Raw genomic sequence first — 20,839 nt, 5'->3', positions numbered from 1 at the left:
ACATTTTGAACCATTTAGTCGGGAATTATTCATTACTTATTAAATTCGTTCATCACTTGCGCAAATGAAATTTTCAACGATCGTTCACATGCATCCGCCGCCTTTTGAATGGCTTGCTCGATTTGTATTTTCTCTTCCGCTGTCCACCGACCTAATACGTAGTCACTCACTCTCATTCCGTTTTTCGGCCGATCAATGCCGATGCGAATGCGTTTAAATTGCTCTGTTTTCAAATGATGAATAAGCGATTTCATTCCGTTATGACCGCCAGCGCTTCCCTTTGGACGCAAGCGGACCGTTCCGGTTGACAAATCTAGGTCGTCGTAAATGACAATGAGATCGTCGACATCAATATTATAATAGTCCATCAATGGTCGAACGCATTCACCCGATAAGTTCATATATGTAAGCGGTTTGCATAATATGACTTTTTCACCTGAAATGATGCCACTTGCAAATATACCTTGGAACTTCGTTTGATTGAACGTAAATCCCCAGCGACGAGCAAGCTCATCGATCACCATAAACCCTACATTATGCCTCGTTTGTTCATATTCTTTTCCAGGATTCCCTAAACCAACAAACAGCTTTACCATTTCCCTGCTCCTTCTCTCCATACCGCAAAAGACGTAACCAATGATGGCTACGTCCGTCACGGTGTTGTTTCGCGTCCTTCTTCCGATTCTGGTCTCCCCGGTTCTTGTTCTTCACCGCTATGAATTTCTTCTTCTTGTTTTGGTGGCAAAATCGAAGCGATCACTTCTGTTGGATCGTGATTGATTTCATAAGCACCGTTTGTTTGAATATGTGAAACTGTAATAACATCGCCTACTTGCAAATTCGTTATGTCGACATCAATGGATGGAGGGATGTTTGACGGCAACGCCCGAATGGACAACTGATGCATTGCTTGTTGCAATACGCCCCCATCTTTCACGCCAGCTGCTTCACCAACGAGATGAATCGGAACGTGAACATCTATTTCCTTCTTTGCATCAACAGCTAAAAAGTCAATATGAATAATATCATGGCGAATCGGGTGTTTTTGCATATCGCGAACGATGATACGAATATGATGGTCGTTCATCTTTGCGTCTAAAAGACCTGTACCCCCTGTAGCCCGCAACTGCTTTAAAAACTCAGCCGCATCAACAAAAACTGATTGGCTATTCATCGTTTTCCCGTACAACACAGCCGGGATGTGACCTTGTTTCCGCATTTGTTTGACGTAAGAACGTCGATGATCTGTACGCAATTGAAGTTGTAACAATGAAATCACCTTCCTATTTTAGCATCGCTCATAGCTTCCCCTAAAACAGGAAGGTCTAAACGTCATTAGTCAAACAACGCGCTAATCGACTGCTCTTCGTGTACGCGAATAATTGCTTCACCAATCAGAGGAGCAACAGATAGTTCGACAATTTTATTCATTTTCTTTTCATCAGGAATCGCAATTGTATTCGTAACAACAAGCTCTTTAATTTTCGAATTTTGAATTCGTTCAATCGCTGGACCTGATAAAACTGGGTGCGTACAACATGCATACACTTCTTTTGCCCCATGCTCAGCTAACGCATTTGCCGCTAAAGTAATTGTTCCAGCTGTATCAATAATATCGTCCACTAAAATCGTCGTTTTTCCTTGTACATTACCAATAATGTTCATCACTTCTGCTACATTTGGTTTCGGACGACGCTTGTCAATGATCGCAATTGGTGCTTTTAAACGATCTGCCATTTTCCGCGCACGCGTCACGCCACCGTGGTCCGGAGAAACGATGACAATATCATCAAGTTGCTTTTCTTTAAAGTAATCCGCTAAAATCGGAACCCCCATGAGATGATCGATTGGAATATCAAAAAATCCTTGAATTTGCGGCGCATGCAAATCAAGTGTAATAACGCGGGAAGCACCGGCAGTTTCCAATAAATTCGCAACTAATTTCGCTGTAATCGGCTCACGAGAACGTGCTTTGCGATCTTGACGAGCATATCCGTAGTACGGCATAACAATGTTAATTGTTTTTGCAGACGCTCGCTTTAATGCGTCAATCATAATAAGTAACTCCATTAAATGTTCATTCACGGGCGCGCTCGTTGATTGAATAACATAAACGTCGCATCCACGAATACTTTCCTCAATGTTAATTTGAATTTCTCCATCGCTAAAACGAGAAACGGAACACTTTCCTAATTCAACACCAATCACTTTTGCGATTTCTTGGGCTAAGATTGGATTAGAGTTTAACGAAAATAACTTTAAATTAGAATTTAAATACTGAGACATGGGTCAATGAACCTCCATTAGGATTTTTTCTTCGCTTGTAGACGTTCAACATAATTTTCTTTATTTGTTTGCCGAGCACGTGCGATAGCTAAAGCTTCACTAGGCACATCATCGGTAATCGTGGAACCAGCCGCTACATACGCCCCGCTTCCCACCGTAACAGGAGCAATTAAGTTCGAATTACAACCAATAAACGCACCATCTTCAATTTTTGTCACGTATTTATTGGCACCGTCATAATTTACTGTAATGGTTCCGCAACCAATATTGACATGTGCGCCTACTTCAGCGTCCCCAATATAACTTAAGTGCGATGCTTTACTGCCGTCTCCAAACGTCGCTTTTTTGATTTCGACGAAGTTTCCGATTCTCACATCATCACCAATTTTACATAGCGGACGAACATGCGCAAATGGACCAATGGTTACGTCTGATCCTATTTCACTATCATGTACAACCGAATGACGAATCGATGTGTCGTTGCCAATACGGCTATTTTTCACTTCACTATTCGGTCCGATGATACAGTTTTCACCGATCACCGTATGTCCCTCAATCCATGTCCCGGGATAGATGACGGTATCCTGTCCAATGTGCACATCTGGTCCTATATACGTATGCTCAGGATCGATGATTGTCACACCATTTGCCATATGTTTACGATGAATGCGTGCACGCATAATTTTTTCTGCTTGTGCAAGCGCAATGCGGTCATTTACACCTAACGTTTCTTCAAACACCGGTGTTTCATATGCTGAAATGATTTCGCCTTGTTTTTTCAAAATTTCGATGACATCTGGTAAATAATATTCACCTTGTGCATTGTCGTTTGACACTTTCGTAAGCGCTTCAAATAATGCACGATTATCGAAACAATACGTCCCTGTATTAATTTCTCGAATGTTCCGTTCTTCTTCGGTTGCGTCTTTATGTTCTACAATTTTTTCGACATGTCCATCTTTATTTCGGACAATGCGACCGTATCCTGTTGGATCTTCTGCAAGGGCGGTTAAAATCGTTGCTTTCGCTTTTGTTTGTAAATGATGTTGTAAAAGCGCTTCCATCGTTTCTGAGGTGATCAATGGCGTATCTCCACAAACAACGAGAGTCACACCATCTTTATCAGCTAAATGAGGTGCTGCTTGCAAAACAGCATGTGCCGTCCCAAGCTGTTGTTCTTGAATGACGTACTCACTTTGACTGCCGAGTTGTTCTTTTACTCGTTCTGCTCCAAAACCAACAACTGTAATTAGTCGATCTACATGTAACATAGAAATTGCATCCACTACATGTTGTACCATCGGCTTTCCACAGACAGGGTGCAACACTTTATACAGCTTTGAACGCATGCGCGTCCCCTGTCCAGCCGCTAAAATGATCGCATATCGTCTCATCGTAAGGCCTCCATACCTCTCTTTATCCATATTGAATATATATCAATTATGTATGTATTTCAAGGAAACATTGTCATCTACCAAAAAAATTCATCATTTTCACTATATGTTCTTTATCAATGAGATAAATGCATTTTTCATATGAAAAGGACCCTTCTTCTCGAGAGGGTCCTCTTTCTTATGATTACGAAGCACCTGCTTCTTCAAGCTCTTTTTCCAACTCACCAGCACGGTGATATTCAGCTAAAACAGCCTCCTGGATTTTCCCGCGGGTTGTTGAGTTAATTGGATGAGCAATATCACGGAATTCCCCGTCAGGAGTACGCTTGCTTGGCATAGCGACAAACAAGCCGTTATTGCCTTCAATGACACGAATATCATGAACAACAAATTCATGATCCAACGTGATCGAGGCAATCGCTCTCATACGTCCTTCGGTATTCACGCGGCGTAATCTCACGTCAGTTACTTCCATTCTGTTCACCACCTTTTCCCTATATAAGAACTTAATTGAATTTATTCCACGTCGTTTTTTATTTTCCTGCTAACTTTAGAAAATTTTTTTACGATTGTTTAACAAGGGCAACGACTTCAATTTCAATTAACGCATCTTTTGGCAAACGGGCCACTTCAACAGCGGAACGCGCTGGTTTATGATCGCGGAAATATTGACCATATACTTCATTCATCGCCGCAAAATCGTTCATGTCTTTTAAAAACACCGTTGTTTTTACAACAGTTTCTAAAGACGCTCCTGCTGCTTCAAGCACCGCTTGCAAATTTTTGAATACTTGATGCGTTTGTGCTTGAATATCCCCTTGCACCATTTCTCCTTCAGGAGTTAAAGCAATTTGTCCAGAACTGTAAAACATGTTGTTGACGATAATGCCTTGTGAATATGGTCCAATGGCTTGTGGAGCTTGGTTTGTGTGTACAACTTTCATGTCTCTTCCTCCTGTATGTAAAAATCATTTTACTTATTTGACAAAATGAAAGTAATTTCCTTCTTCTACTGTAATTTGTTTTTCTTTTACATTGACAGATGTTAGTTTAACGAGTGAAACATATTCATCAACGAGTCGTTCTTCTGCTTCTTCCGACTCGACAAGCACACCAATCCCAACAACGTTTGCGCGGAATTCTGCAAGCAAACTAATCATGCCGTTGATTGTTCCGCCCGCTTTCATAAAATCATCGATAATTAAGACATTCGCTCCTTCTGTTAAACTTCGCTTCGATAGCACCATCGTTTGAATACGTTTTGAAGAGCCTGATACGTAATTGATGCTGACCATCGAACCTTCTGTCACTTTGCTGTCGCGGCGAATAATGACGACAGGTACATTTAAAAAGCTTGCAACAGCGTAGGCTAAAGGAATTCCTTTTGTTGCAACTGTCACAACAAAATCAATATGTTCATGGGCAAACGCAGAAGCATATAAGCGACCAATTTGGTTAACGATACGTGTATCGCCAAGCAAATCTGTCATATACAAATAGCCCCCTGGCAATAGCCGATCGGGATCCGCCAAGCTTGTACATAGTTGCTGAATAAATTGTTTCGCTTCCGTTTCTGACATTTTCGGTACGTATTGCACCCCACCGGCCGCCCCAGGAAGCGTACGCAACAAACCGATTCCTTGCTGTTCAAACGTTTGCTTAATAATAGCCAAATCTTCGCTAATCGACGATTTCGCTGATCCGTATCGTTCCGCAAAAAAAGTAAGCGGAACAAGCTGGTGTGGATGATAAAGCAAATAGTGTGTCATATCGACAAGCCGACTACTTCGCCTTAATTTCATACAATAACTCCTCCTTTATTGTTCATGTCTTTCTCCAATTAATCGAACAGCATATACGTGTTCGCAAAAACCTCGCAAACCATTATATACACGTTGTAACCGCGAATCATGTTGAACAAGACCAAACACGGTCGGTCCACTTCCGCTCATTAATGATACATCTGCACCAAAACGTCTCATTTGTTCCTTAATTTGCGCGACTTCAGGATACATGTTTAGCGTGACACTTTCTAATACGTTTCCAGCGAGCGCACAAATTTTTTCATAATCTTTTTCTCTAATCGCAGCAACCATTCCGTCTACATCCGGATGATTCACAGATTGTAGTTGTAAATTTCGGTACACCTCTGCCGTCGATACACCAATTGTTGGTTTTGCTAAAATGACCCAACTTGGTGGAGGAGCAGGAATATGCTCAATTTTCTCTCCCCGTCCCGTTGCGATCGCTGTTCCTCCATATACGCAAAACGGAACGTCCGAGCCAATCTCCGCTCCAATTTCAGCAAGTTCGTCTAAACTCAACCCTAACCCCCACAGCTTATTTAATCCTCGCAACGTTGCAGCGGCATCGCTGCTTCCACCTGCAAGACCCGCCGCAACGGGAATATACTTCGTAATAGAAATCGCTACCCCTCGACGAACACCCACTTTCTCCTTCAACAATTTAGCAGCTTGATATGCTAAATTGCGTTCATCATCCGGCACGAAGCGATTGTGCGAAATAATTTGGATCGTATCGCTATACAAATCCATTAACTCGACACGATCAGCTAAATCAATCGTCGTCATCACCATTTTTACTTCATGGTAGCCGTCTGGGCGCTTATGTAATACGTCGAGTGATAAATTAATTTTCGCTGGTGCTTTCACTAACAACCTCAAACTGTTCACCTACTTTTCCGACTTCAAACTCCTATCGACATTTTACCACAAAAAATAGTGAACAAATACGTACCTTTTCAATGGCCACAAAAAAAGAGACCACCGATATTGGTCGCCTCCTTAGCCGTCATGAATGTGAGCTGCTCATCGCTACTTGTTCGTCATCTAAAAATGTAAGTTGTACTGTTTCCGTCAACACGTCTGCATAACTATATGATACACGTTCAAAAGCGTTTTCTTCTTGATCGAGTTCAACAACAAATACGGACGGATATGTTTGGGCTAACACACCACAACGCTCGATTGTCTTTCGACGCCCACCGTTCGCTTTTAACGTCAATCTTTTACCGAGATTCGAATCCAACACTTTTTTAATTTCCGACAATGTTTTTCCCATCGTACCCACCTCACTATTACATAGTATAACAAACGAAAATGAATAAGTCAAAAAATAAGAATTATATCAACAAAAAATATTTTATGTCAATACTTTTATTTTTATTATGGACAATAATAGAAAAAATTATGTACAAAAAGTGTTAAAAAACAAAATGATATTCTTGTCTTTTTACCACAACGGCAAAAAGACAAGAGATTTTTTGTTTATGTTTGCTCATCCATCGTCCGAAAAGGCATCCCTGTCCGCAAAACACCGCGCGTCTCAACACCGCCAAGCCCTTTTTCACCTGTTAATGTATTTCTTAATACATCCCACACGTTGACGCGATCCATAAACGGTGTAAAGCTAATTCGCGATACAATATATACTGGATCAAGCGCATGAATATTGACGCGTGCAGGTGAGCTCGCAAAGTTGGCTCCTGCACGAATAAGTGATTCGAAGTGTGATTGACACGCCCCAGCAAAAATGACAAGTTGATCAAGGTTCGGGATTTTTTTTCGCGCTTGTCTCACCGTTTGTACAAAATGCTTGGAATGGCGATACGCTTTCAAATCATCAACCGCTCCTTTTGATTTTGAATAAGCATCGTGCCCAGTTACAACTAAAATATCTGGACGCACTTGCTCCAGCAGCGGAATAATGCGATCGGGCATATCTATTTCATTACAATGCACACCATATACCGGTACCCCAATTCTTTCGTACAGCTGCATACATTTACGTAAATAAAGCGGGTCGCCATCTATATGAAGCACACGTCCCGGTAATTGGAAAAAATCCATTTTCACTTCATATCCGCCTGTCGCATCATATTCACTTTTTTCCCGTAGCGCCCGATAATCTTGACGCAACAATTTATAGCACTGCTCAATATGCCGCTTTTCTTCTTCTTTTCTTCTCTTTTTTTCCCGCTCGTCAATAACAACTAAATCAGAAAACGGAGCATCGGCTATAAGACGAACATCCTCCCCATATAAAATGGCTTCTTTTTCCCCTTCTTTTTCTTTTATATCAATAACCCGAAACAAAATATCACATTCATACGATTTTCGTGCAACAATATCTCCCACTTGAATCACACACACCCGCCCTTTCGTTTGTTTTGTTTGTAACATATGCGACGAAAGGATAGAACGTGTAAAAAAAAGAGGCATTAAGCCTCTTGATAAAAAATGGGATATAATTGTTCGCTTAATGTAGCGAACTCAGCAATGGCGAGCGTCTCTCCTCTACGTTTCGGATCAATGCCAGCATTCGCGAGCGCATTTTCAATCTGTTCTTTTTTCTCCTTGCCGTTTGGCAATTGGTTCAGTAAATTATTTAAAATCGTTTTCCGCCGCTGTCCAAAACTCGCACGAACGACAGCAAAGAAAAAATCTTCATTCGAGACAGAAACGGCAGGTTGCTCTCGTTTCAATAAGCGAATAACGGCAGAATCGACATTTGGCTTTGGCACAAATACCGTTCTCGGCACATGCATCACCGTTTCAGCATGCGTATAATATTGCACAGCAATCGTCAAGGAGCCGTAATCTTTTGTCCCTGGTTTCGCAGCCATACGATCAGCTACCTCTTTTTGTAACATAACGACCATACCGCGAATAGGTAAACGATCAGTCAACAACTTCATAATAATTGGTGTCGTGACGTAATACGGCAAGTTGGCAACAACCATAATATCATCAACATCTGTGAACTGTTCCGCTATCACTTGTTGTACGTCTGCTTTTAATATATCTTCGTGAATGATTGATACATTCGTATATGGGGAAAGCGTATCTGCTAAAATGGGAAGAAGCCGTTGATCAATTTCAAATGCGACCACTTTTTTTGCTCGCCGCGCTAGTTGCTCCGTAAGCGCCCCGATTCCCGGTCCAATTTCAATAACACCTGTTCGTTCAGAAAGTTGGGCGAAATCAACAATGCGGTGTAAAACATTCGGCTCAATTAAAAAATTTTGACCTAAACTTTTTTTGAACGAAAAACCATACTTCTCTAAAATTTCTTTTGTACGGGTCGGTGTAGCAATATCTTTATACATGTTCTTCCTCCTGTATAACTTGCTTCATCGCTTCTATAAATTGTTCTTTTGAAATTTGAAACATTTGTAACCGTTTATGCAGCTGTTTTCCGTTTGTATAACCAATTTTTAATAATTGACCTAACCGCTCACGGCGAGCTCGTGCGAATGGACCACCGATTAATCCGGCATCGACAAGCTGTTGAAATGAAATTTCTTCTTTCGGATCAATCATTTCTTCGTACACACTTAATAGCGCTGTGCGAATCGCTTCAATCGAAGCGTGCTCAACACCGAGACCTTTTCCGTGCTTTCCCCGCGCTTCTTCACGCGTTAAAAAGGCATGTTTGCATCCCGGCACACGTTCAGCAATTGTTTTACGAATTTTTTCACCCGGATAATCCGGATCGGTAAAAATAATGACTCCGCGCTGTTGTTGAGCTAAACGAATGCGTTCGATTGTTTCATCATTAATGGCTGCACCGTTCGTTTCAATCGTATCAGCATCTACCGCCCGACGAATCGCTACGGTATCATCGCGCCCTTCAACCACGATAATTTCCTTAATTTTCATAAAATCCTCCATCTCTCATGTGTTCTTCACCCATTATAACGAAAAAAACAGAGGATCGTGAAATCCTCTGTGTTATTTTATAATTTTTATTTTCACACGTTTCGTGCCCCAGCGATATGCAGTTGATTTATCAGGGAAAAATAAATCGATTTTATATCCCTTTACATTTTTCCCTGTGTCGGCCGCAACTGCATATCCGTACCCCTCTACGTATACTTTCGTTCCGAGCGGAATAACGCGCGGATCAACAGCAATTACTTTTGCGTTTGGATTGGCACGCAAATTAATTCCCGTTGCTGTCGTTCCAGAACATCCTGTGCAATATGCTGTATACGCTGTAGCGATCACGTAAAGTTCTTCGGACACTTCCCCACTTCCACGCGAGGCTAATATTTTGGCAACTGGCTTTGTTCCAATCGCAACAATACGATTTTTGCTCGGTTTAATTGTCTCTGTTTTAATTAATTTACGCGATACTTCTTTTCCGTTTTCCAAGATGACTTCGTACTGCTTGGCGACAAGCCCTTTTTCGCCTTCGCTAATTACCTTTTGCTTGCCTTTTTCCAATTGTGCGTCTTTCTTTTTCACAACTGTATAATTTACTGGTTCTTCCACTACATCGGTGACTTTTTCAACTCGAACAATGTTTATTTTTGTGTTTGGTTGAATCATTTCATTCAATTTTGGTTGAACGCGATCCAGCTCCCGCAATGTAATGTGTTGTTTAGCTAAAAAGTCAGCGACCGTAGTCGAAGTAGACCAAACTTGTTGCTGTTTGCCGCCGTCATTTAATGTGATTGGAAATGCCTTACTTATCACAATTTTCATATTTTCTTTCACTACTTCGTCAACGTTTGGCGATACTTGATCGTGCTCACGAAGCTCGATTTGTTGAATATGCAATACATCCTTGACAGTTTTAGCCGTCGTCCTTAACTTCTTTTCTACCCCATCAACAATGAGTACAATCGGCTTACTCGCTTCCCACTTAACAGTTAAATGATTAACAATTTTTGTTTGCGGTGAGGGAGAAATAAAATCTTCTTCTTTTAGCTTAATGTTTTGTTCTTTTAATAACTCAGCGACTGTATTGGCATGGGTACGTACTTTTTGCTCTTTTCCGTTCGTATATAACGTAACCGTTTCTTTTGTCCATTCATAGCTAGCATATCCTGTCATTCCTGATAATACCAGAAATCCTCCTGTAGCTAGCGCAATTTTTTTCTTTGATGTTGATTGCAATAATTTTTTTACATACGTAATCAAAATAAAAACGCCTCCTTTTCCGATAGATGACCGTGACGACCCTCCCTCTCTATGAAACTTATTATCTATTATTCAAAATATTCTTTCATAAGGGAAGAAAGACTTGTCGACAAGCTTATTGTATGTTTGTGAAAAAAGATGTAGAACGATCACGTTTCATCTTTTCTTTAGACAAGTCTTCCAATCAATCGACACGTTTCTCTATCAAATGATGCCGAATAATCGCTTGGCGTTGTCGGACGTTTTTTGAGCAACTTCTTCAAAAGATAACCCTTTTAATTCAGCGATCGCTTCGGCAACATACTTTACATAGCTTGGTTCGTTTCGTTTTCCGCGAAACGGATGCGGCGTTAAATACGGACAGTCCGTTTCAATAAGTAGCCGATCAAGCGGAATTTCTTTTGCTACTTCTTTCGGTTTTTTTGCATTTTTAAACGTAACAGGACCACCAAACGAAATATAAAAATTCATATCGATGCATTGATGCGCCACTTCTACACTACCAGTAAAACAATGCATCACGCCACCGACTTCTGCCGCTTGCTCTTCCTGTAAAATATGAACAATATCAGCTGTCGCATCGCGATTATGTATAATAATCGGCAACTTCACTTTTTTAGCTAAACGAATTTGCTTTCGAAATACTTCTTTTTGTACTTCTTTCGGCGACTGATCCCAATAATAATCAAGCCCCATCTCACCGAGCGCCACCACTTTCGGATGCGCTGCTAGCTGCTCAATCATCATAAGATCGTCATCAGTCATATGAATCGCATCAACAGGATGCCATCCGACAGCTGCGTAAATAAAGGAATATTGATCAGCTAACTCCATTGCTCGCTCGATAGTTGGACGATCAAATCCGACAACAACAATATGTGACACACCTTCTGCACGTGCTCGTTCGATAACTTGTTCAACATCTTCGTTAAATTGTGTAGCATTTAAATGTGCATGTGTATCAAATAACATATAACCCCTCTTTTCTTCCGATGTTCAGTTTACCACACAATCCCGTTACATAAATCACAGCTATATAACAATTACGTTACAAAATAGAAACAAAGAGGTGTTTTCACAACACCTCTTTACTTCACTTTTGCACCATTTGGAAGCGACTCGTCTACTGTCGCCAACGATAATACACCATCTTTTTCTCCTGCTAAAATCATACCCTGTGATAATTCTCCACGCAGTTTGACAGGTTTTAAATTCGTCACACAAATCACTTTTTTCCCAATTAAGTCCTCTGGTTTGTAATATTTCGCAATACCTGATACAACTTGACGTTTTTCATATCCTAAATCAAGTTGCAGTTTAAGTAAGCGATCGGCTTTTGGAATTGGTTCAGCGTGAATCACTTGTGCAACGCGCAAGTCTACTTTCATAAAATCATCGATCGTAATTTCTTCGCTTTGCTCTTGTTTTTCCTCTTTATTGACTGTTGTTCCCTTCATTTGCGTTTGAATATATTGCACTTCTTCTTGTACGTCTAGCCGTGGGAAAAGCGGCGTTCCCTTCTCAACTGTTCGTTCTTGTTGCGAAGCACCGAACGTTTGCAAACTATCCCAGCTCATCAACTGTTCATCCTGAATGCCGAGCTGGGCAAACATCCGTTTAGGCGTTTCTGTTAAAAATGGCTGCAATAAAACGGCTACATAACGAAGAGACTCTGCCAAATGCGACATAACAGAAGCCAACTGATCACGCAACGTTTCATCTTTTGCCAACACCCACGGTTGCGTTTCATCAATATATTTGTTCGTGCGACTAATGAGTTGCCAAATCGTTGTTAAAGCGTGGGAAAATTGCATATGTTCCATCGCTTCCTCGTATTGTTTTACCGTATCATACGTTGTTTGCACAAGCTGTTCATCAAACGGTGTGTGCGTACCGCCGTATACTGGGATACGTCCACCAAAATATTTCTCAATCATCGCTACAGTTCGATTAAGCAAGTTACCTAAATCGTTTGCTAAGTCGTAGTTTATACGCTCAACAAAACCTTCCGGCGTAAATACACCATCTGAGCCAAACGGCACTTCACGAAGCAAATAATAACGCAATGCATCGAGACCGTAACGATCGATTAACGTCACCGGATCAACGACGTTTCCTTTTGATTTCGACATTTTTCCATCTTTCATAAGCAACCAGCCGTGCGCAAACACTTTTTTCGGAAGTGGAAGATCTAGCGCCATCAACATAATTGGCCAATAAATCGTATGGAAACGAACAATTTCTTTTCCAACAAGGTGGACGTCCGCTGGCCAATACGTTTTATATTTTTCGTCATTTTCTGTTCCATATCCTAACGCCGTAATATAGTTCGACAGCGCATCGATCCATACATAAATGATGTGCTTCGGGTCTCCCGGAACACGAATGCCCCAATCAAATGTCGTTCGTGATACCGCTAAATCTTCTAAACCTGGCTTGATAAAGTTGTTAATCATTTCATTTTTACGCGATTCTGGCTGGATGAATTGCGGATTTTCTTCATAAAACGCTAATAACCGATCAACATATTTGCTCATGCGGAAAAAATATGATTGCTCTTTTACTTTTTCGACAGGACGCCCGCAATCTGGACAATTTCCATCAACTAATTGTCTTTCCGTATAAAACGACTCACATGGAGTACAGTACCATCCTTCGTACTCGTCTAAATAAATGTCCCCTTGTTCTAAAAGGCGGGCAAAAATTTTCTCAACGACTTGTTTATGACGCTGTTCCGTTGTACGAATAAAATCGTCGTAAGATATATCAAGCTTTTTCCACAATTCTTTAATTCCGGCCACAATTTCATCGACATATGCTTGTGGAGTAACTCCTTTTTCTTCTGCCTTCCGCTGAATTTTTTGGCCGTGCTCATCCGTTCCAGTCAAGTACATCACATCATAGCCGCGCATTCGTTTATATCTCGCCATTGCATCGCCAGCCACCGTTGTATACGCATGACCGATATGTAATTTATCGCTCGGATAATAAATAGGTGTTGTGATATAAAACGTTTTCTTCGTCACTTGTACCCCTCCTTGTCGCACGTGTAGTAGAAACGCTCTCGCCCAAAGGACGAGAGCGATTGCATATTTGCATCTATTCCTCTTATCTCACCAAAATATACATAAAAATAGAGAGCGCTGTCAACTATCCAGCATGAGATTGTCGATAAACAATATACTTTTGTCGAAAATATACAAGAAAATTTGTCGAATTTATGTTGAATTTTGTCGAACAATATTTATAATAAAGTTCGTATCGTCTTGAAAAGCAGTTAAAAACTGTTATGCATCTCTTGTCAAATCGTTTGGATTTTGTCATTTCAACCATAATTTTGGCGAATTTTATGTGCAACGACATGTAAATCATACATTTTTTTTTATTATTGCATATAAAAGGATTGACGCTTAATGGAAAAGTTGTTATGATAAATCCATAGAGATTTTGTCGAATATTGACGAAAAAAGATGAAAGAAGGAGAGGAGAATAAACATGAAATCAACAGGTATTGTTCGTAAAGTCGATGAGTTAGGTCGCGTTGTTATTCCGATTGAGCTGCGCCGCACGTTAGGCATTGCAGAAAAAGATGCGTTGGAAATTTACGTAGATGACGAGCGCATCATTTTGAAAAAATACAAGCCAAATATGACTTGCGTAGTAACTGGGGAAGTATCTGACGACAACTTCAAGCTTGCAGACGGAAAAATCATTTTAAGTAAAGAAGGCGCAGAAACGTTATTGCAAGAAATCCAAAACTTGCTTCAACAATCAAAATAAAAAGTTTCTCTAGTTTTTCCTAGAGAAACTTTTTTACTTATGATATGCTTCATACACATCCCGCTTCGGCAATTGCCGATCTTTCGCCACTTGTTTAATGGCTTCCTTCGAAGTATATTGCTTTACTTCCATGTAATAGTTTACGTGCTCAACAATCGTTAAATGATCCCACCATACCGATTCATCATTTAATGTGACATGATTCCCTTCTATAAGAAGACAAAACTCCCCGCGCACTTCATGATGTTCTGCCCAATGCATCACTTCTTCAATCGTTCCACGAATAAACTGTTCAAATTTTTTTGTTAATTCACGTGCTAGAGCCATTTTTCGATTTCCGAATATATGATGCATGATCGTTAACGTTTCTTGGAGACGATGCGGTGCCTCGTAAAAAATGAGCGTATCTTTTATATGTTTTAGTTGCTCGAGCTCTTTTTTCTTTTCTTTTTTATGACGTGGTAAAAATCCATAAAAATAAAAATGGCTCGTCGGAAGCCCGGATGCTGTCAGTGCCGTCACAGCTGCGTTAGCACCAGGGAGCGGAATGACTTTACAATTAACGTTTAGTGCGCCCTTAACAAGTTCATAACCCGGATCAGAAATCGTTGGCGTACCTGCGTCGCTTACTAATGCAACATGTTTTCCTTCTAACAAGGCGGCAACAATTTTTTCACCGCTCGCCTCTTTATTATGTTCGTGATAACTCACAAGCGGTGTGTGAATATCGAAATGGTTAAGCAACTTTTTCGTTTGACGTGTATCTTCAGCAGCAATAAAGTGAACTGTCCGTAACGTGTCGACCGCACGAAATGTCATATCTTGCAAATTTCCGATTGGCGTTGGGACAATGTACAAAACGCCCTTTTCCCCTTCTTCAACAAAGCTTTTTTGTTCGTTCATATAATCTCATTCCCCATATAAAATATATTTTAGTTCACTCGTATATTCCCCATTTTGTTCATACACGATCAGAGGCGGCAATATTTTTAGTCCTTTATTTCCATCTTTTATCCCTTCAATTAAAATGGTGTTCGCCTCTTTTCCCTCTTTTGGATAAATGAATCGTAAACGTTTCGGCTCCAAACGATATTGCCTCATCAATGTAACAATGTCTAACAAACGTTCTGGACGGTGAACAAAAGCTGCTTTACCACCTTGCTTTAACAATTGACTGCTAACGCGAATGACATCTTCTAACGTACAGTAAATTTCATGACGCGCAATGGCAAAATGTTCATTTTTGTTGATTTCTTCTTGGTTTGGTGTTGGAAAATAAGGCGGATTGCACGTTACGACATCAAATTTACTATGTCCGAGACAAGCAGGCATATCTTTAATATCGCCGTGAATCATTTCAATTTGCCCTTCTAGTCCGTTATATTGTACACTTCGTTTCGCCATATCATAAATCTTTTCTTGAATTTCGACACCAATAATTTTTCCTCTCGTCCGCTTACTTAACAACAGCGGGATCACTCCGTTGCCTGTACATAAATCAACTAAATTTCCTTTTTGAATCGGAACGTATACAAAATTCGCTAACAATACAGCATCTAATGAAAAAGCAAACACGGATGGACTTTGGATAATTCTCATATCTTCTGCTAGTAAGTAGTCCAGTCGTTCATCTTCACGCAACATGTAAACTCCCTCTTTCTACAACAAAATAGCCTTCCAGACCATTTGTCAGAAAGGCTATTTTTTATTTAAAAATGACAAGCAAAACAAACAATCTCCATCGGTCCGTAAACTTCCGTAATGTACGTTGCAAATATGAAATCCCTCTTGATACAAGCGAGCTAAATTATCATACCCTTCGCCTATATCGACTAACTTCGCTTTCGTCTGTTTTTTGCCTTGTTCAATTTTTCGCTCAGACAGCTGCTCGAGCCGTCTACGCAAATGGTCATTTTCAACTTGGAGGCGATGATTTTCTTCGATTAACTCTCCAAGATAACTTTTTAACTCACCGAGCTGCTTGTATAAATGAGCAATTTGCTCCTCGATACTCGTTACAGATTGGAAAATCTCTTTTTTATTCACGCGCCATCCACCCCATCACTCTGTGGCTTGAGTAGGAAGAACTTTTTCTTTTATTAATTCATCAATCGTATACTCAACTACCCGATCTTTTTCCACTAACTCCACTTGTAACACTCGTTCTAAAATGTTCAAACCAACAACTTTCCCTAGTCCAAGAGGCGTTTCGATCATTTCCCCTAAATCCGGCAACTGTTCTTTCGCTGTTTCGTATTCGTCGTTTTCATATTTTAAACAACACATTAATCGACCACATAATCCTGATATTTTTGTCGGATTTAATGATAAATTTTGATCTTTTGCCATTTTTATAGAAACAGGATCAAAGTCACCTAAAAACGTCGAACAACAAAGCATACGTCCACATGGACCGATTCCACCTAACATTTTCGCTTCATCTCGTACGCCGATTTGTCTTAACTCAATTCTAGTGCGGAAAATAGCAGCTAAATCTTTAACAAGTTCACGGAAATCAACTCGTCCATCAGCAGTAAAATAAAAAACGATTTTATTACGATCAAATGTATACTCCACATCGACGAGCTTCATTTCTAATCCATGCTCTTCTACTTTTTTCAAGCAAATATCGTATGCTTCTTCCGCTGCCTTTTTATTTTCTTCTACAACAAGCTTATCTTTTTGATCAGCTAGGCGAATTACTTTTTTCAACGGCAAAACAATGTCTTTTTCGTCGACTTGCTTTTTAGCTACAACAACCTTCCCAAATTCAACACCGCGAACAGTTTCAACAATAACATAATCACCATTTGAAATGGGTAAATCCCCCGGGTCGAAATAATAAATCTTTCCCGCTTTTTTAAAACGAACACCTACAACTTCATACAAACGCAGATCCCTCCCGCAACTGCAATACTAACTGTTCCATTAAAAGCTGCGGATTCATATTCGTATGCAACCGCGCTTTTGCTTGTAAAATTGCTTTCATATGTTGAGCAATTTGCTTTTCAGAATAGAGAAAACGCGACCGCTGGAATTCGCTTATGCAATCATCGTATGCAATTTGTTGTTTTTCACCGAGTATGACATATAGTAAGTCTTTATATAAATATAATAACAAGTCCAATCCTATATTCATTTGCTCTTTATTCGTAAAATGAGTCAGCCAATGTTGCTGAATAACGAGCAATGCTTGGACATATTGCTTGTTTAATGCTTCATATAATTGTATCACTATTTTTCGTGCTTGTGCAAACCAATCATCTTGACTTAATTGATATGCTTCTTCCACATTGTTCGTTACTCTTGCAGCTAATATCGCTAACTCCCGCGCTACACCTTTTTGTTGTAAATAAGCATATATTCGCTCCGTTGACAACGGATGGAATGAAACAACTTGGCAACGCGAAACAATGGTCGGAAGTATGCGATGAAATTGCTCCGTTAACAAAATTGCCACCGTTTTTGCTGATGGTTCCTCTAAAAATTTCAGCAAACTGTTGGCTGCTTGAACAGTCATTTGATCAGCATGTTCAATAATATATAATTTACGACTCGATTCGACAGCTGTTTTTGTAAACTCCTCTTGCAATTGCTCAATTTGTTGCTTTTTAATGGAGTTTCCATCTGGGATAACGAGATGAACATCCGGATGATTACCAGATTCAATTCGTCGACAGTTGACACATATTTCACAAGGCTCATCGTGCACATGTGTCAAACAAAACAGACGCTTCGCAAATAAAAGAGCTGCTTCCTTCTTCCCCGTCCCTTTTTGTCCTTTAAACAAATAGGCATGGGCCACTCTTCCTTTTCTTATGCTATTGGCGATCGTTTTCGCTACATGCGGTTGATTCATTTCAAGCGTTTTCCAAGACATAAAAATCCTCTCACTTTCTTATTAAAGGCTCAATTAGTGCCCATACGTCCTCAAACACTTTTGTTATCGGTTGAGTAGCGTCCACTTTTTTTATCCGATTTGGAAAACGGTCTAATAGCACCATATACCCTTTGCGCACTTGTTCATGAAACGATAATTCCTCTAAATCAAGTCGATTCACTTCCCGCAATCCATTTTCGCGAATGCGCGCTAATCCAAGCGATGGATCAATATCAAAATAAATTGTTAATGTAGGCATCCAATTCTCAATAGCGAATGCATTAATAGCTAATATCTCATCTATCCCTAAACCGCGCGCTACACCTTGATAAGCTAAAGAACTGTCAATAAAGCGATCACAAAGAACGACTTTCCCATCTTTCAACGCAGGAATCACTTTTTCAACTAAATGTTGTCGCCTTGCCGCAGCATAAAGCAAAGCTTCTGTCCGCGCATCCATTCGTTCGTTATTAGGATGCAAAATAACTGCACGAATTTGCTCGGCAATGTCGATTCCACCTGGCTCACGTGTCGCTACAACATCAACATGTTGTTCGCTCAAATAATCCTTTAACATGCGGACGATCGTTGTTTTCCCTGCCCCCTCTGGACCTTCAAATGAAAAAAATAAATAACTCATCTCATACCTCCTGAAACACTTCGATGTAATCTCCGTCTATATCTGTTTGAAAATAGGCATCCGTTTTCTTCAAATACTGAATGATCTCAATATGTTGCCTTGTCACAATTTCTCCGATAAGTAAAATAGGAATCCCAGGTGGATAAGGGACAACCATTTGAGCACAAACACATCCGATTGCATCGTGAAGCAAAATTTTTTTTGTTTGGCGACCTTTCGTCCATTCATAACTTACTGCTTGACAATGTTTCGGTAACTGAATTTGTACTCGTTCATTTTGCGGCCCACGACGAATGGATTGCAACGCGCGTTTTATACGCTCCGTAACGTCTGGGAGTTGTTTCATTTTCGCAAGCGGATAGACAAGTAATACGTTATACGGATCAGCCATCTCCGTGAATATCCCATTCATTTCTAATAACTGTTGTAACTCATATCCTGAATGTGCGCTACGTGTTTGCAACGTAATTTTTAATAAGTCTGTTCGGATAAGCGGATGTCGTGATTCCACAACATGAATCGCCTCAATTGTTCGCAATTCTTGTTTAAATAATTGAATTTGGGCAATTATTTCATCAATCGTTTCACGCGTTTGTCGTGCTACATAAGCGCGTGCCAAATCAAGTGAAGCCATGATCGGATAAGACGGGCTACTTGTTTGGAAAACTTGCAAAAAGTATTTTAACGCACGTTCATCGACCAGTTCGCTATTAAAATGTAGAAAAGACCCCATAGTCATAGCTGGGAGCGTTTTATGGGCTGATTGTACAACAACGTCCGCCCCACACTCAACCGCCGATTTTGGAAAAGGTTCTCCGAGCACAAAATGAGCACCATGTGCCTCATCAACTAAAACAGGGATTCGATAAGAATGTGCCAACTGAATGATTGGTGTTAAATCAATAGCCATGCCGTAATAGTTTGGATTTGTTAAAATAAGTGCAGCCGCATCTGGATGCTTGCGCAACATATGAGAAATTGTTTCAAAAGACACGAAAGACATGACTTGAACATCTTCATCAAATTCTGGAGAGATAAAAATCGGTGTTGCCCCAACAAGATGTAGCGCATGTAAAATGGATTTATGACAATTACGTTGTACGATGACTTTCTTATTTTTTTCACACGCGGCTACAATCATAGCTAAATTACCAGCCGTAGAACCGTTGACTAAAAAATATGTGCGCTTTACTCCATACAAATTTGCTGCTAACTGTTGTGCTTGTTCAATTGCCCCTGCTGGATGATGTAAATCGTCTAAATGTGAAAGCTCAGTTACGTCTAAATGCAATAATGGCGCAAAAGAAAAAAGAGCTTCTTCATAAAAAACAGCTCCATATTTATGCCCTGGTACGTGAAATGAAATCGGTTGTGTCGAAGCATGTTCACGTAAAAGTGTATATAGAGGTGTTTTCGTTTGATCCATCTTTATTCGCTTCCTCGCTCACGTTGTTTTATATATTTTATATTAAAATAAAACAGGCCCTAATCATAGTAGGGGCCTCAGTTATGAATATATTTTATTCTCTCCTATTCTTTTCAACCGATCAACGTAAAATTTGTATTTTTCATCATTTGTTTCGGTTTGAATCAAGTCGTTGTGACAATCCATACATATGAAATGATGAAAAACATGAATCCCTTTTTTATTTTGCTCATCACATACAATACAAGTTTCTTTATAACACATTCGTTCTCCACCTCCCGCCAATAGTTTTCCCAGTTTCATATAACAATATACTTCAGAAATAATCATTTGGTGCGGGGGTGCAAAAAGACAAAAAGACCAAGACTAATTTGTCTTGGTCGTTTTCTTGCCCGGCAACGTCCTACTCTCGCAGGCGGTGTCCCGCCAACTACCATCGGCGCTGGAGAGCTTAACTTCCGTGTTCGGGATGGGAACGGGTGTGAC

24 protein-coding genes and 1 rRNA gene are annotated in these 20,839 nt (G+C 40.2%); 1 reads left to right on the top strand and 24 read right to left on the bottom strand.

Annotation, left to right across the window (positions count from 1 at the left end):
- Positions 1 to 32 precede the first annotated feature (32 nt).
- The 15 genes from pth to metG form a co-directional block, all read right to left on the bottom strand.
- Positions 33 to 596, bottom strand: coding sequence for an aminoacyl-tRNA hydrolase (gene pth / locus BO219_RS02180; RefSeq protein WP_006323728.1), 564 nt, complete (start codon positions 594 to 596; stop codon positions 33 to 35).
- 56 nt (positions 597 to 652) lie between these two features.
- Complete coding sequence (locus tag BO219_RS02175; RefSeq protein ID WP_077428181.1) at positions 653 to 1,279, bottom strand: 50S ribosomal protein L25/general stress protein Ctc; 627 nt, start codon at positions 1,277 to 1,279, stop codon at positions 653 to 655.
- Between the two features lie 56 nt (positions 1,280 to 1,335).
- A complete protein-coding gene (locus tag BO219_RS02170) occupies positions 1,336 to 2,286 on the bottom strand; it encodes a ribose-phosphate diphosphokinase (RefSeq protein WP_077428179.1) in 951 nt (316 codons plus the stop codon).
- Positions 2,287 to 2,303: 17 nt separating this feature from the next.
- Positions 2,304 to 3,680, bottom strand: coding sequence for a bifunctional UDP-N-acetylglucosamine diphosphorylase/glucosamine-1-phosphate N-acetyltransferase GlmU (gene glmU / locus BO219_RS02165; RefSeq protein WP_077428177.1), 1,377 nt, complete (start codon positions 3,678 to 3,680; stop codon positions 2,304 to 2,306).
- A 184-nt stretch (positions 3,681 to 3,864) separates the two neighbouring features.
- Positions 3,865 to 4,155, bottom strand: coding sequence for a septation regulator SpoVG (gene spoVG, locus BO219_RS02160; RefSeq protein WP_003398210.1), 291 nt, complete (start codon positions 4,153 to 4,155; stop codon positions 3,865 to 3,867).
- Positions 4,156 to 4,243: 88 nt separating this feature from the next.
- Positions 4,244 to 4,624: a RidA family protein gene (locus BO219_RS02155; RefSeq protein ID WP_004888532.1), complete on the bottom strand. Its 381-nt coding sequence runs from the start codon at positions 4,622 to 4,624 to the stop codon at positions 4,244 to 4,246.
- Between the two features lie 33 nt (positions 4,625 to 4,657).
- Positions 4,658 to 5,482 (bottom strand): pur operon repressor, encoded by an 825-nt coding sequence (gene purR, locus BO219_RS02150; RefSeq protein ID WP_004888529.1) that lies wholly within the window; start codon positions 5,480 to 5,482, stop codon positions 4,658 to 4,660.
- A 15-nt stretch (positions 5,483 to 5,497) separates the two neighbouring features.
- A complete protein-coding gene (gene ispE / locus BO219_RS02145) occupies positions 5,498 to 6,364 on the bottom strand; it encodes a 4-(cytidine 5'-diphospho)-2-C-methyl-D-erythritol kinase (protein ID WP_077428175.1) in 867 nt (288 codons plus the stop codon).
- Between the two features lie 127 nt (positions 6,365 to 6,491).
- Positions 6,492 to 6,761 carry a biofilm formation stimulator Veg gene (gene veg / locus BO219_RS02140; protein ID WP_004888526.1) on the bottom strand — a complete coding sequence of 90 codons (270 nt, stop codon included), beginning with the start codon at positions 6,759 to 6,761 and terminating at the stop codon, positions 6,492 to 6,494.
- A gap of 206 nt (positions 6,762 to 6,967) precedes the next feature.
- Positions 6,968 to 7,882, bottom strand: coding sequence for a sporulation peptidase YabG (gene yabG / locus BO219_RS02135; protein ID WP_077428210.1), 915 nt, complete (start codon positions 7,880 to 7,882; stop codon positions 6,968 to 6,970).
- 38 nt (positions 7,883 to 7,920) lie between these two features.
- A complete protein-coding gene (gene rsmA / locus BO219_RS02130) occupies positions 7,921 to 8,808 on the bottom strand; it encodes a 16S rRNA (adenine(1518)-N(6)/adenine(1519)-N(6))-dimethyltransferase RsmA (protein WP_077428173.1) in 888 nt (295 codons plus the stop codon).
- Positions 8,801 to 9,373 (bottom strand): ribonuclease M5, encoded by a 573-nt coding sequence (rnmV, locus tag BO219_RS02125; RefSeq protein WP_077428171.1) that lies wholly within the window; start codon positions 9,371 to 9,373, stop codon positions 8,801 to 8,803. Before rnmV ends, rsmA begins: the two co-directional genes overlap by 8 nt.
- Positions 9,374 to 9,433: 60 nt before the next feature.
- On the bottom strand, positions 9,434 to 10,627 hold the full coding sequence (locus tag BO219_RS02120; RefSeq protein ID WP_077428169.1) for a G5 and 3D domain-containing protein: 1,194 nt from the start codon (positions 10,625 to 10,627) through the stop codon (positions 9,434 to 9,436).
- A gap of 204 nt (positions 10,628 to 10,831) precedes the next feature.
- Positions 10,832 to 11,599: a TatD family hydrolase gene (locus tag BO219_RS02115; RefSeq protein ID WP_077428167.1), complete on the bottom strand. Its 768-nt coding sequence runs from the start codon at positions 11,597 to 11,599 to the stop codon at positions 10,832 to 10,834.
- A gap of 116 nt (positions 11,600 to 11,715) precedes the next feature.
- Positions 11,716 to 13,653 (bottom strand): methionine--tRNA ligase, encoded by a 1,938-nt coding sequence (gene metG / locus BO219_RS02110; RefSeq protein ID WP_077428165.1) that lies wholly within the window; start codon positions 13,651 to 13,653, stop codon positions 11,716 to 11,718.
- A 463-nt stretch (positions 13,654 to 14,116) separates the two neighbouring features.
- On the opposite strand from metG, the gene BO219_RS02105 reads away from it, so the two are divergent.
- A complete protein-coding gene (locus tag BO219_RS02105) occupies positions 14,117 to 14,407 on the top strand; it encodes an AbrB/MazE/SpoVT family DNA-binding domain-containing protein (RefSeq protein WP_171700645.1) in 291 nt (96 codons plus the stop codon).
- 33 nt (positions 14,408 to 14,440) lie between these two features.
- Here the strand turns inward: BO219_RS02105 and rsmI are convergent, their stop codons facing one another.
- From rsmI to rrf, 9 genes are all read right to left on the bottom strand, one after another.
- A complete protein-coding gene (gene rsmI, locus BO219_RS02100) occupies positions 14,441 to 15,310 on the bottom strand; it encodes a 16S rRNA (cytidine(1402)-2'-O)-methyltransferase (RefSeq protein ID WP_077428163.1) in 870 nt (289 codons plus the stop codon).
- A 6-nt stretch (positions 15,311 to 15,316) separates the two neighbouring features.
- On the bottom strand, positions 15,317 to 16,051 hold the full coding sequence (locus tag BO219_RS02095; RefSeq protein ID WP_077428161.1) for a tRNA1(Val) (adenine(37)-N6)-methyltransferase: 735 nt from the start codon (positions 16,049 to 16,051) through the stop codon (positions 15,317 to 15,319).
- Positions 16,052 to 16,105: 54 nt separating this feature from the next.
- Positions 16,106 to 16,453 (bottom strand): DNA replication initiation control protein YabA, encoded by a 348-nt coding sequence (gene yabA / locus BO219_RS02090; RefSeq protein ID WP_064220570.1) that lies wholly within the window; start codon positions 16,451 to 16,453, stop codon positions 16,106 to 16,108.
- 15 nt (positions 16,454 to 16,468) lie between these two features.
- A complete protein-coding gene (locus tag BO219_RS02085) occupies positions 16,469 to 17,296 on the bottom strand; it encodes a PSP1 domain-containing protein (protein ID WP_004888508.1) in 828 nt (275 codons plus the stop codon).
- Complete coding sequence (gene holB / locus BO219_RS02080) at positions 17,289 to 18,287, bottom strand: DNA polymerase III subunit delta' (RefSeq protein WP_064220572.1); 999 nt, start codon at positions 18,285 to 18,287, stop codon at positions 17,289 to 17,291. The genes BO219_RS02085 and holB overlap by 8 nt, the downstream gene beginning before the upstream one ends.
- Before the next feature lie 10 nt (positions 18,288 to 18,297).
- Positions 18,298 to 18,927 (bottom strand): dTMP kinase, encoded by a 630-nt coding sequence (gene tmk / locus BO219_RS02075; protein ID WP_004888504.1) that lies wholly within the window; start codon positions 18,925 to 18,927, stop codon positions 18,298 to 18,300.
- 1 nt (position 18,928) lies between these two features.
- Positions 18,929 to 20,353 carry an aminotransferase class I/II-fold pyridoxal phosphate-dependent enzyme gene (locus BO219_RS02070; protein ID WP_077428159.1) on the bottom strand — a complete coding sequence of 475 codons (1,425 nt, stop codon included), beginning with the start codon at positions 20,351 to 20,353 and terminating at the stop codon, positions 18,929 to 18,931.
- 81 nt (positions 20,354 to 20,434) lie between these two features.
- Positions 20,435 to 20,617, bottom strand: coding sequence for a sigma factor G inhibitor Gin (locus BO219_RS02065; RefSeq protein WP_035021128.1), 183 nt, complete (start codon positions 20,615 to 20,617; stop codon positions 20,435 to 20,437).
- 126 nt (positions 20,618 to 20,743) lie between these two features.
- Positions 20,744 to 20,839, bottom strand: a 5S ribosomal RNA gene (gene rrf / locus BO219_RS02060); the annotation flags it as partial.

This window comes from Anoxybacillus kestanbolensis (genome assembly GCF_001996285.1).
Lineage (GTDB): Bacteria > Bacillota > Bacilli > Bacillales > Anoxybacillaceae > Anoxybacillus > Anoxybacillus kestanbolensis_A.
The sequence above is the reverse complement of the archived record's forward strand: the minus strand, read 5'-3'. Positions and strand labels throughout refer to the sequence as shown.